This is a genomic window from Actinomadura sp. 7K534 (assembly GCF_004348575.1).
GTDB classification, from domain to species: Bacteria; Actinomycetota; Actinomycetes; order Streptosporangiales; family Streptosporangiaceae; genus Spirillospora; species Spirillospora livida.
This window is the reverse complement of record NZ_SMKB01000004.1, coordinates 28766-40712: the sequence shown is the minus strand read 5'-3', so window position 1 is coordinate 40712 and position 11947 is coordinate 28766. Positions and strand designations below refer to the sequence as shown.

Sequence of the window (11947 nt, the reverse complement as noted above, 5' to 3'; positions counted from 1 at the left end):
TCCGGACGGCGCGGTCCGCTCAGCGCAGCTCGACACCGCACTGCTCGATCGTCGTGAGCAGGCGTCCGGCGGCCAGTTCCGCGGCCACCAGCTCGATCTCGTCGGCCATGTAGCGGTCGCCGTCGAGCGTGGGCACCAGCGACCGCACGTGGTCGTAGGCGGCCCGCGCGGCCGGGCCGAGCAGGTCGCGGCGACCGGACAGGTCCACCGCCTGCACCGCGGCCAGCAGCTCCACGGCCAGGATGACCTGGTTGTTCGCCAGGACGCGGCGCGCGTTGCGGGCCGCGATCAGGCCCATGCTGACCACGTCCTGATTGTCGCCGTTGGACGGGACGCTCTGGACGCTCGCCGGGCCGATCGTCCGGTTCTCGGCCACCAGCGCCGTCGCCGGATACTGCGCGCCCGCGAACCCGCTGTTCAGCCCGGTGTCCCCGGCCACCAGGAACTCCGGCAGCCCGCCGCTCAGGTACCGGTTCAGCAGCCGGTTGGTGCGGCGCTCGGACAGCACGCCCAGCTGGGTGAGCGCGATCGCGGTGTAGTCCATCACGAACGCGACCGGCTGGCCGTGGAAGTTGGCGCCGTGGAAGATCTCCTTGCCCTCGAAGAACAGCGGGTTGTCGTTGGCCGAGTTCAGCTCGATCTCCAGCGTCTCGGCCGCCCGCAGCAGCGTGTCCCGCACGCCGCCCAGCACCTGCGGGATGGCCCGCAGGCTGTACGCCTTCTGCAGGTAGACCTCCGTGCGCCGGACGCCGTTGCCGTTGCCGCCGTTCGCGGCGGCCTGCCGGCGCAGGTCCTCGTGCTCGACCATGAGCCCGCTGCCCGCCACCAGCGCGCGCAGGTTGGCCGCCGAGTCGATCTGCCCGCGGTGCGGGCGCGCCAGCTCGTGCCCCTCCGCCTGGAACGGGCTGGTGGACGCCTCCAGCGTCTCCATGATCAGCGCGGTGATGATCTCCGCCTGCCGCACCTGCTCGAAGGCCCGGCCCACCACCAGCGAGCCCACCCCGGTCATCGCGGAGGTGCCGTTGATGAGCGACAGCCCCTCCTTGAACCGCAGCTGCAGCGGCTCGATGCCGTGCTCGCGCAGCACCTCCCCGGTCGGGACGCCCTTCCCGTCGCGCAGCACGTAGCCCTCGCCGATGACTGTGGAGGCGATGTGCGACAGCGGGGCGAGGTCCCCGCTGGCGCCGAGGGAGCCGATCTCCGGGATGGCCGGGACGATGCCGCGGTTCAGGTAGAGCGCCAGCCGCTCGGCGACCTCCGGCCGCACGGCCGAGTAGCCGCGGGCGAAGGCGTTCAGCCGGGCGGTCACGATGGCGCGCGCCTCGTCCTCGGCGAACAGCGGCCCCACCCCGGCGCTGTGGCTGCGCACGAGGTTGGTCTGCAGCTCGACCTCCTTGGAGGTGTCCACGAGCATGTAGACCATCTCGCCGTAACCCGTGGTCACGCCGTACACGGGGATGTTCTGCCGGGCCACCTCCTCGAACTGCCGCCGGCACGCGGTGATCTTCTCGAGGGCGCCCGGCGCGATCTCGACCGGCGCCCGGTCCTCGGCGACTCGCCGCAGGCCGCCGATCTCCAGGGTCTCGCCGTCGAGCGGCACCGTCGCCGTGATCGTGGTCGTTTGCTGTGCAGTCACCCTGCTCACCCCACCGGAGACATGTTGAGCGATCGGAGCCGGTGCCGGTCCACCTTGCCGCCGGCGTTCCGCGGAAGCCGGGGCACGGTCTCGAAGGACACCGGCGGCATGGCGGCGCCGAAGCGCCGCCGGAGCTGGGCCCGCCAGGTGGCCGGACGCGCGGGCTCGTGCACCGGCACGATGTACGCGACCAGGCCGGTGACCAGCCCATCGGGATCCGTCTGGGGCACCACGGCGCACTGCCGCACCGAGTCCAGCGCCTCCAGCGCCATCTCGATGTCGGTCAGTTCCAGCCGGATGCCGAGGAACTTGATCTGCTCGTCCGCGCGCCCGGCGAACTCCAGGGTGCCGTCGGTGCGCAGGCGGCCGAGGTCACCCGTCCGGTACCACCGGCCGCCGCCGTCCCACCCGGGGTCGCCGGGCGGTGCGGGGACGGGCGGGCGGAACGGGTCGCGGTGGCCGGCGGCGGCCCCCACGTAACCGGGCGTCACGTAGGGGCTGTGCAGGACGATCTGCCCCTCCGCGCCCGGCGGGCACGGCCGGTCGTCCTGGTCCAGGACGAGCACGCGGCGGCCATGGATGGCGCGGCCGATCGGCACGATGCCGTCCACCGGGCCGGTGACCGGATGGCAGGTCGCCAGGATCGTCTCGGTCGGTCCGTACAGATTGGTCAGCCGGACGGCGGGCAGCGCGGCGCGCAGCCCGCCCGCGAGTTCCCCGGGCAGGGGTTCGCCGGCCAGGAGAACGTCGGTCAGCCTTCCCAGGTTCCGGGCGCGCCCGTCGGCGAGGACCTTGAGCAGTGCCCGCGCGAAGCTGGGCACCGTCTGGAACACCGTGACGCCCTCGGTCTCAAGCCACCCGGTGAGCTTCTCGGGGTGCGCCCGGATCCGCTCCGGCACCGGGCACACCGTCGCACCCGTGGTGAGCGCGGCGAACAGCTCGCACAGGCTCGCGTCGTATCCGGGGGCGGCCCACTGCGCCACCCGAGCACCGGGGCCCAGCCCCAGATGCCCGCCCAGCCATTCGACGAACTGCGCGAGCGCCGCATGCGATTGCGGAATCCCCTTCGGCACACCCGAGGACCCCGAGGTGTAGGCGACGTAGGCGCGCGCCTCCAGTCCGGACACCGCCCCCTCGGCAGGGCCGGTGGCGGCCAAAGCCGATTCCGTCTCGTCGGATAACCCCGTCTCGTCGGATGACTCGGCCATGTCGAGGAGGCGGCCGCCCAGTTCGGCGCGGTACCAGCCGGCCAGTTCGTCCGCCGCCTCCCGTTCGCCGTCGCGGATCAGGACGCGCGGGCGCAGTTCGGCGAGCACGGCCCTGCCGCGCTCCCCCTGGTCGCCGGGCCCGAAGCAGACCACGTGGGCACCGGCCGACAGCGCGCCGAGCACGGCCGCCGCCTGGCGCGGCCCGGGGGCCAGCCGCACGGCCACGGCGTGTCCGCCCACAGCGCCCAGCTCGTCCCGGACGCTGTCCGCCCGCTCGATCAGCGCGCCGTAGGAGACCGACTCGCCGGCCCAGGAGACCGCTGTCGCGTCGGGGGCGCGGACCGCCCACGCGCGCACCCGCTCGTGGACCGTCCCGCTCGCGGACGGGACGCCGCCCATGTCACATGCTCCCGAGAAGCGGCGGATCGACGTCCGCGTGGTCGAGGACGGTGTAGGGGTTGCGCATCTCCACCCAGCCCAGGTCCGGCGGGCAGGAGTCGTAGCCGAGCAGCCGCCGCACCTCCTCCGGGTAGGCCATCGCCGCGATCTTCGGGACCGCGAGGTACTGGTTCTCCTCCTGGCGCAGGTTGGCCAGGTCCAGGCCGATCGTCAGCCCGGTGCGCGGCTCGGCCTCCCGGTTGGCGCCGCCGCCGTGGTAGACGCCGCCGAGGAAGACCAGGGCCGATCCCGCCGCCATCTCCGTCGGCACGCACTCCTGGTAGGAGGGCGGCCGCTCGTCGTCCCAGTGGTGGCTGCCCGGGATGACGAGCGTGCCGCCGTTGAGCTCGGTGAACTCGCTCAGCGCGAGCATCACCTGGACCCTGCTCGTCGGCCCGGGGTGGCGGCGCAGGTGGAGCGCGTCGTCGCGGTGCAGCGGCTGCCTGCCCTGCCCGGGATGGATCTGGATCGCCTGCGTGACGCTGATCTGGATGTTGGGGGTGACCATCACCCGTTCCCGCCCCATCCAGATCGGCACCGGCCGCTGCATGATCGCGCGGGCCGCGCCGAGGAAGAGCGGGTGGGTGACGACCGGGGTCAGCTCGGTGGTGCGGGCGAACAGCGACGAGACCCGGCGGGTGCGGGTTCCGCTGGTGGCGTCGCCTCCGTAGCCGCTCTCCGCCAGCGCGTCCCCGAGGTCCGCCCAGAGATGGCCGAGGACGGTGTCGGTGACGAAGTCCTCGATGATGACCGCGCCGTCGGCCTCCAGAACGCCGAGCACGTCGTCGAGCCCGGCGTCCGGCCCGACGCGTGCGAGGCCGCGCCTGCGCGCGTCGCCGGTCATCACGCGGCGGTGTCCAGCCGCGCCACGATCGCGCTCGCGAAGGTGTCGAGGTCCGGGTCCTCGAACAGCTCGCCCACGTCGACCCAGATGTCGAGCTCCTCCTCGATCCGGGTGACGATCTGCACGGCGGTGATCGACTGGCCTTTCAGCTGAAAGAACGAGGCCGTCTCCTGGCCGGGCTGCACGTCGAGCAGCTCGTTCCAGATTTTGGCGATATGCTCCCGCACTGCCGAAGGCGCGGAGGTGACGGCTTCCTCACCCATGGAATTGCTCCTGATTCTCAGCCCGCCCCGGGCGCTCACCCGGCTTCCTCGAAGCAGCCTCGCAGCCCCCCACCAGGGAGCACATCTCCAGGATTGCGTGCTGCCGCCGCGGCCCCGCCGCGACATCGGCCATGGCGATTCCGAAGAAATGGCGGACTTCTCGGCGCCGCCTATTCGAGGCGCGCCGCGCGCATTCGAATGCACCGGACGCGCCGCGGCTCATTGCCGGCTAACGGTCCTCGTTCCGTTCGAGGCGCAGCCTGCGCGGCATCGGCGGGAGGTCCCGCACGGTGATCAGCGACGCGGCGACGGCCTTGTTGACCGCGTCGATCCGCGACACCGCGTCCAGCTTGCCGAAGATGTTGCGCAGATGCCGTTTGACGGTGGCCTCGGTGAGGTTGAGCCGGGAGGCGATCTGGGTGTTGCTCAGCGCCTGCGCGGTCAGCTCCAGCACCTCCAGCTCGCGCGGCGACAGCAGGTCGGCCGCCGGCTGCTGGGCCTGGGCCAGGCTCTCCTGGGAGACCGCCAGCACCACCCGGCCGTCCCCGGAGTGCGCGCTGCGTACCGCGGCCAGCAGCTCCTGGCGGCGCACGCTCTTCAGCAGGTAGCCGCTGATGTCGGCGGCGAGCAGGCTGCGCAGCAGCCGCGGCCCGTCGTACATGCTCAGGATGATGACCTTGGTGTTCGGCGACCTCTCGCGGATCCGCCGCACGGTGACGGTGACGTCCTCGCCCGGGATCTCGACGTCGAGCAGGACCACGTCCGGGCGCCGCTCGGTGATCATGGCGACCGCGCCGGCGCTGTCCCCCGCCTCGCCCACGACCCGGAAATTCTCCTCGGCGTCGAGGATCTCCCGCAAACCTTCGCGCAGCAGGGCATGGTCGTCCACAATTACGATCGTGATCGACTTGGGCCCCCGCACCATCACGCTCGCCGAGCCGAAGATCTCATCACAGCCCCGCCCTCGTTTTCGGCAAGACGATCAGGTCCGCCGAAATGATCCCCTCGGATACGTGCCTATCCTCGTGATTACTTGCAAGTTGCGCAATACCTCCCGCGATGTCGTGGGATGCCGCACAACGGACTCGATAGTATGTTCTTCAACCATCTCGCCGGGGACGCGCGGACCGCTCAGGTCACCGGGTCCTCGCGGCGCTCGGGCGGGAACCGCGCGAGCAGCTCGACCTGGGTGCCCTTCCCGCGCTCGGAGAGCACGGTGAGCGACCCGTCCAGGAGGGCGGCGCGTTCGGTCATCGACGCCAGGCCGGTGCCGTCCGACCGGCCGTGCTCGGTGGGCTCGAAGCCGATGCCGTCGTCCTTGACCACGGCCCGCAGCTCGTCCGGCGAGATGTAGACGTTGATCAGGACCAGGTCCGGCTCGCCGTGCGCGAGCGCGTTCCGGATCGCCTCCCGGATGATCAGGAAGGACTCGTCGCGGACGATGTCGGGCAGCCAGGTCTCGTCGCCCGTCACGCGCAGGGTGAGCGTCCCGTCGCCCTTGGGGATCGACTCGATGTAGGCGGTCAGCGCCTTCTCCAGGCTCTGCGGGTTGTCCAGGCGGAGGTCGAGCATGAGACCGCGCAGGTTCTCCATGGCCTCCACCACCGCCTCCTGCGCCCGCTCCAGCCGGTTCGTCGCCGCGACGGGCACGCGTTCCGCCACGTCGCCGAACAGCTCCAGCTGCCGGTGCGCCACCCCCAGCCCGTTGCCGACCCGGTCGTGCAGCTCGCGGGCGATGCGGCGCCGCTCGCCGATGTGCGCCTCGTGGATCCGGGAGAGCAGGTAGCTCATGTACGCGCCCGTGGCCTCCCGGATCCCCACGGTGATGCTCCTGGTCAGCGCGAGCAGGACGACCGCGTAGGTGTCCAGCGGACCGCTCTCCAGATGCCGCGCGGCCGCGCGCACGACGGTCTCCATGAGGATCATGGCGGCCTGCCACGACTCCCGCGCGGGCGTGGCCTTGGCCGCCCGGGCCTCGCCGATGTTCCGGGCCAGCAGCTGGGCGTTCTCGTTCACCTGGACGCGGCCCGCGCGGACGCTCCGGACGACGTCGGTGATGGCCTGGTCGGCGTGGGCCAGCGCCTGTCTGGTCGCCAGCGGGTCGTTGACGATGGAACTGCCCTCCGCGCGGAGGGCGCGCAGGTACTCGGCAAGGATCGTGGAACGCTCCGCCTCGATCCGCTCGGCAATCGAATGCCGCGCGGACACCACGCCATCGCCCGTTCTCGCCACCACTCCACCCCTTCAGTTGCACCGCCTCCCGACCTGGTCGGCGCGCTGGCAGGGTGGAGGTGCCTCCCTGACTGCCGGCCATTCTAGGTGGCCCATGAAGCTGACGTAAATCCCCGGCTCCTATGACGGCGACGCTCAGACAATTGTTCGCACGAATGACGACGGTGCGGATTCGGCGGTGCACGCGATGATCACCGCGGGCACCGAGGATGCCAGTGTCAGCTGGGAAGCCGCACCTTGCGGAGAAATGCGGGCAGTAACCAGGGACGACGCCCCCACACCATGATCCGGCCGGTGAGCGCGGCGCGCGTCCTGCTCAGCCGCCCGAAGAGCACGAGGTTGAGCGCGACCGGGTCGAAATGGAGCTTGACATCGACGTTTGGTCCTGGCTTTTCAACCGTAACCCGCCCGTCCGTAAGGACCATTACGGCAGGCTCGGTATGCCGGGACCGGAACTCGACCGCGATCCGCCCCCTGCGTTCCAGCCGGTCCCAATCAAGCAGACGGCCGTACCCGTATCTGGTCACCCCCAGCAGGAACAGTTCGAAGAACAGCGCGGCGTCGGCGGCGGAGACCTCCCACCGCGTGCCGGTGGCGCGGGCGATGTCCCGCCCGTGGATCTGCATCTCGTTGACCAGGTGGGCGAGGACTCCGGCCGCCGGGACCCGGGAGCCGCCCAGCCAGTCGATCGGCCGCCCCGGATCGGTGCCGGCGGTCGCCCGCAGCATCGCGGCGATGTCCGCGCGCAGCCGGTCCGCCAGCGCACGCGGATCACGTTCGGCGAGGTCGCGCAGCGCCACCTCGTTCAGGTCCGCCACCGTGTCGACGGTGACGTCCCCCATCATGTCGTGCAGCGCGGAGACCGGCGGCGCCGGCCCGGCCGGGTCCAGCATCGCGGCGTAGGACTCCGAGATCGCGACAACGTGTGCCGCGGTGTCGGCGACCGTCCAGTCCGCGGTGGCCATCGCGTGCGGCGGCACCGCGAGCAGCAGGTCGGCGAACCGGTCACCGACTTCGCCGATGGCCCGGCGGACCGCGAGCCATCTGGCGGAGTAAACGGCCGTTTCCATGCGCACAACCCCCAGCCGACGAGTCTGTGCGCCCATGCTGCACCACGCACCCCGCTCCCGCTTCTTTACACGTGTCACACGCGGCCGGAATTAGCGCAATTTGCAAGAAATCCCGAGGCCGAGGCTCTATAACCTGCCAGTTAATTGTCCGGGCGGCACAATTCCCATCGGACACCCCGGTATGCCCGGCACGGTGGAGGGACGGCAGATGACCAGCAACGTGAGCGCCGCGAGACGCGGCTTGGCCTGGCTCAACACACGAGGCCACAAGACCGCGGTGACGGTCTTCGGGATCATCGTGGTCGCCCACTGGGCCGAGCACATCCTGCAGGCGATCCAGATCTGGGTGCTGGGCTGGTCGAAGCCCGAGGCGCGCGGCGTCCTCGGCATACCGTTCCCCTGGCTCGTCGAGTCGGAGTGGATGCACTACGGGTACGCCATCGTCATGCTGGCCGGGTTCTTCCTGCTGCTCCCCGGCTTCGTCGGCCGGTCCCGGAACTGGTGGGCACTGGCGCTGGGCATCCAGTTCTGGCACCACATCGAGCACCTGGCGCTGCTGATCCAGGCCCTCACCGACTCCAACCTGGCCGGGAAGCCCGTGCCCACCAGCTTCATCCAGCTGCTCGTGCCCCGGGTCGAACTGCACCTGTTCTACAACGCCGTCGTCACCGTGCCGATGATCGTGGCCATGATCCTGCACCGGCGGGCGAACTCCGCCGAACGCGCGATCATGGAGTGCCTCTGCGCCGTCGAGGTGAAGCCGAAGCAGAAGGTCGGGGTATGAGGCGGGCCGGGGTATGAGGTCCACGTTCCGTCCCGCCGCCTTCGACGTGATGGTCATGATCGTCGGTGGCCTCCTCCTGGGGCTGGTGCTGACGCAGCTGCCCCAGGCGCTGCGGGCCGCCGACGCGGAGGCGGGGACGCCCGGCGTCTTCACGGCCGAGTCCCGGAGCTGCATCAGTCACCCCGGCCACACGTCCTGCAGCTGGCAGGGCCGGTTCCGGTCCGACGACGGGACGAGCCGGCGCGTTGACGTCGGCCTCTACGGGGACGGCCCCGGAGTGAGTCCCGGCGATCAGGTCACGGCGCGCGACATCGGCAGGTCGGGACACGTCTACATGATGTCCGGCAGCCGCGAATGGATCATGTCGGCGCTGCTCGGCCTGCTGGCCCTGTTCCTGCTCCACCGGGGCGGCCTGTTCCGGATGTTCCGCACGGACTCCGGCCCGGTGCGGTCCAGCGAACAGCCCGGCGACTCGCGAAGCGACCTTCAGGAAGACCCGCAGGGCTCGGCCTCGGCGTAGAGCCCGTCGGCCGCGGTGCCGTGCGCGGCTTCATGCGCGTTTGTGTCCGCGGATGGCGCGGAGTATCCGCAGCGGGAACAGGCCGATCAAGGGGGCGCGGTTGCCCAGGTCGTCGCTGTCCTTGCGGTCGAAGGCGGCGGCGTAGCGCCGGGCGTCGGCGGCGGTGGGGTAGGTCTTGCTGCCGCCGGCCCCGCATTCCCGGACGCAGTTCCAGCGCATCGTCTCGGCGTCGGCGGTGAAACGGTAGTCGTGGCCGAGCAGTCGGCAGCGCATCATCATTCGGACCCGTCGGACTCGGGGGCGGCGGTCTTGGGCGGCGGCGCGAACCGGTTGCGCGCCTGGGGCTGGGCGAGTCCCTCGTGGACGGCCTCGCGCAGCGCGGCCCGGAACCGGCCCGGCCCCCAGTATCGCGCGCCGACCAGCTCGGCCAGGTGCTGGCGGCTGGTCGGGCCGTGCTCGTTGAGGGCCTGCGCGATGGCGTTGACCTCGCGGTCCATGGCGATGTCGGAGTCGGTCGTCCGGCCCATCCCCAGCATCCAGGGCGCGTAGAACGTATCCCCGGGCCCCGGCAGCAGCCGCCGCCAGCCGGCGCGCCGCTCGCGCTGGCGGCGCAGGACGCGCTCGCGGATGCGCTCGTCGCGCTCGCGGGCGGCACGGCGCCGCTCCGCCGCCGCCTCCCGCTCCCGCCGCACCTGCTCTGCCGTACCGGACTCCGCGGCCAGGGACGCGGCGGCCGAGCGGTGCTGCGCGGCCTCCATCCGGTCGGCGGCGGACTCGGCCCGCATCCGGTGCACATCGGCCTGGCGCTCGTGCCGCTCGACCTCGCCGGCGTCCCGCTCGGCCCGGGCGACGTGGGCTCGCGCGAGCTCGGCGTGCATCTTCTCCCACTCGCCGAACGTCTCGGCCTGGCCGCGGGCGATCTCGGCCTCGACGCCCTCCAGCTCCGCGGCCCGCGCCGTCGCCTCCTCCGCCATCGCGCGCTGCTCGCGGGCGCGGGCCCGCTCGGCCGCGGCCTCCGCGAGCGCAGCGTGGGTCTCGGCGTCCCGCTGGTTCGCGGCGGTGAGGGACTCCACCTGCTGCCGCAGCGCGCCGGCGCGTTCCTCGGCGGCGGCGGCGCGCTCCAGCGCGCTGCGGCGCTCGCCATCGGTGCCGGCGTCCTCGGCGGCGATCCGCTCCTCGTGCGCGGCCGCCTCCTCGGTGAGCCGCTCGGCCTCCCACTCGGCGGTCTGCGCGAGGACCTCCTCGACCCGCCGCCGCTCGGCGGCGTCCTCGTCCCCCGCGTCCGCGCGCGTCGCGAGCTCGTGGATGACGGCGCGGTGCTCGGCCGCGTGCGCCCGGTGCTCCTCGGCGTGGCGGCGGGCCTCCAGCGCGGCGCGGCGCTCCGGCCGCACGTCCGGCCCGGCCCCCGCCTGCTCCAGCACCGCCTCCTCCTCGGCCTCGTGCGCGGTGAGCGGCTTGGCGATGTTCTCCAGCGACGCCTGCTCGGCCTTGACGCCGAAGAACAGCTCGGCGAGGCCGCCCAGCGCCATGATCGCGGCGCCGAGGAAGAAGCCGTACGCGACGATGCTCCCCTCGCCCGACTCGATCAGCTTGCCGAACAGGAGCGGGCCGGTGATGCCGCCCGTCGCCGTGCCGATCGCGTAGAAGAACGCGATGGCCAGCGCCCGCGTCTCCATCGGGAAGATCTCGCTGACCGTCAGGTAGGCGGAGCTGGCGCCCGCCGAGGCGAAGAAGAACGTCACGCCGATCAGCGCCATGAACGTCCACGTCGTCAGCGACCCGGTCACCAGCAGGGTGGCGAGCAGGATGGTGAGGGCCGAGGAGGCGAAGTACGTCCCGGCGATCATCGGCACGCGGCCGACCGTGTCGAACAGCCGGCCGAGCAGCAGCGGGCCCAGGAAGTTGCCGAGCGCGAACATGGCGAAGAAGTACGGCACCGTCCCGGACGCCACGTCGAACACGCCGCTCAGGATCGTGCCGAGGTCGAACGTCACCGCGTTGTAGAGGAACGCCTGGCCGACGAACAGCGCGAACCCGAGGATCGCCCGCTTCGGGTACCGCTTGAACGCGACCTCGGCGATCTGCCGGAAGGGGATGGCCTTGCGCTGCCGCACCGTGATGCTCTCGCCGGGCTCCTCCAGCTCCTGCCCGGTCTCCTCGCGGACCCGGCGCTCGATGCCGTCGACGAGCCGTTCGGCCTCCTCCTCGTGGCCGTGGATGAACATCCAGCGCGGACTCTCCGGGACGTGCCGCCGGACGAACATGATGACGAGGCCGAGCACGCCGCCCGCGGCGAACGCGAGCCGCCACCCGAGGTCGATCGGGAGGAGGTCCGTGTTGAGCAGGACCACGGCGGCGAGGGCGCCGCCCGCCGCGCCCAGCCAGTAGCTGCCGTTGATGATGATGTCCACCCGGCCGCGGGCGCGGGCGGGGATCAGCTCGTCGATGGCCGAGTTGATCGCCGCGTACTCGCCGCCGATACCCATCCCGGTGACGAACCGGCAGATGAAGAAGTACCAGGGCGCGAACGCGAACGCGGTCGCCACCGTCGCGATGACGTAGACGACCAGCGTGAGGATGAACAGCTTCTTCCGGCCGAACCGGTCGGTGAGCTGCCCGAAGAACAAGGCGCCGAGACACGCGCCCGCCACGTAGATCGCCGCCGCGTACCCGATGTCGGCCGCGGTCATGCCGACCCCGGCGCCCTCCTCGGTGAGCCGCGCGGCGACGGACCCGACGATCGTCACCTCGAGCCCGTCGAGGATCCAGACCGTGCCGAGCCCGACGACGATCATCCAGTGGAACCGCGACCACGGAAGGCGGTCCATGCGCGCGGGTATCTGCGTGGTCAGCGTGCCGAGGCGCGCATCCTCCGCCATGGCGGTCAACCCCCTAAAGCCGGTTGTCGCGGCCCCCGAAAAGTCGCCGCTATCTGGCTACCCATCCACCGGA

The 11947-nt window shown here is 71.7% G+C and carries 11 protein-coding genes; 2 read left to right on the top strand and 9 right to left on the bottom strand.

Going from position 1 to position 11947, the window contains the following annotated elements:
• Positions 1 to 19: 19 nt before the first annotated feature.
• The 7 genes from cmdF to E1266_RS01715 all read right to left on the bottom strand — a co-directional run bounded on the left by cmdF (position 20) and on the right by E1266_RS01715 (position 7691).
• Positions 20 to 1636, bottom strand: coding sequence for a tyrosine 2,3-aminomutase (gene cmdF, locus E1266_RS01745; RefSeq protein ID WP_132042966.1), 1617 nt, complete (start codon positions 1634 to 1636; stop codon positions 20 to 22).
• Between the two features lie 5 nt (positions 1637 to 1641).
• The gene (locus tag E1266_RS01740) at positions 1642 to 3243 is read right to left on the bottom strand and encodes an AMP-binding protein (protein WP_132042964.1); all 1602 of its coding nucleotides are present in this window, start codon (positions 3241 to 3243) and stop codon (positions 1642 to 1644) included.
• Position 3244: 1 nt separating this feature from the next.
• Positions 3245 to 4126, bottom strand: a complete 882-nt coding sequence (locus E1266_RS01735; RefSeq protein ID WP_132042962.1) for a phytanoyl-CoA dioxygenase family protein — start codon at positions 4124 to 4126, stop codon at positions 3245 to 3247.
• The gene (locus E1266_RS01730; RefSeq protein WP_132042960.1) at positions 4126 to 4389 is read right to left on the bottom strand and encodes a phosphopantetheine-binding protein; all 264 of its coding nucleotides are present in this window, start codon (positions 4387 to 4389) and stop codon (positions 4126 to 4128) included. The genes E1266_RS01735 and E1266_RS01730 overlap by 1 nt, the downstream gene beginning before the upstream one ends.
• Positions 4390 to 4618: 229 nt before the next feature.
• On the bottom strand, positions 4619 to 5278 hold the full coding sequence (locus E1266_RS01725; protein ID WP_243718176.1) for a response regulator transcription factor: 660 nt from the start codon (positions 5276 to 5278) through the stop codon (positions 4619 to 4621).
• A 242-nt stretch (positions 5279 to 5520) separates the two neighbouring features.
• Positions 5521 to 6621, bottom strand: a complete 1101-nt coding sequence (locus tag E1266_RS01720; RefSeq protein ID WP_132042958.1) for a histidine kinase — start codon at positions 6619 to 6621, stop codon at positions 5521 to 5523.
• Positions 6622 to 6839: 218 nt separating this feature from the next.
• Positions 6840 to 7691, bottom strand: coding sequence for a maleylpyruvate isomerase family mycothiol-dependent enzyme (locus E1266_RS01715; RefSeq protein WP_132042956.1), 852 nt, complete (start codon positions 7689 to 7691; stop codon positions 6840 to 6842).
• Positions 7692 to 7899: 208 nt separating this feature from the next.
• Between E1266_RS01715 and E1266_RS01710 the strand changes: the two genes are divergently transcribed.
• Positions 7900 to 8475: a hypothetical protein gene (locus tag E1266_RS01710; protein WP_132042954.1), complete on the top strand. Its 576-nt coding sequence runs from the start codon at positions 7900 to 7902 to the stop codon at positions 8473 to 8475.
• A gap of 13 nt (positions 8476 to 8488) precedes the next feature.
• On the top strand, positions 8489 to 8995 hold the full coding sequence (locus E1266_RS01705; protein ID WP_132042952.1) for a hypothetical protein: 507 nt from the start codon (positions 8489 to 8491) through the stop codon (positions 8993 to 8995).
• Positions 8996 to 9025: 30 nt separating this feature from the next.
• On the opposite strand, the gene E1266_RS01700 is transcribed toward E1266_RS01705, so the two are convergent.
• Both E1266_RS01700 and E1266_RS01695 read right to left on the bottom strand, forming a co-directional pair.
• Positions 9026 to 9274 carry a hypothetical protein gene (locus E1266_RS01700; protein ID WP_132042949.1) on the bottom strand — a complete coding sequence of 83 codons (249 nt, stop codon included), beginning with the start codon at positions 9272 to 9274 and terminating at the stop codon, positions 9026 to 9028.
• The gene (locus E1266_RS01695) at positions 9271 to 11874 is read right to left on the bottom strand and encodes an MFS transporter (protein WP_132042947.1); all 2604 of its coding nucleotides are present in this window, start codon (positions 11872 to 11874) and stop codon (positions 9271 to 9273) included. Before E1266_RS01695 ends, E1266_RS01700 begins: the two co-directional genes overlap by 4 nt.
• Positions 11875 to 11947 lie beyond the last annotated feature (73 nt).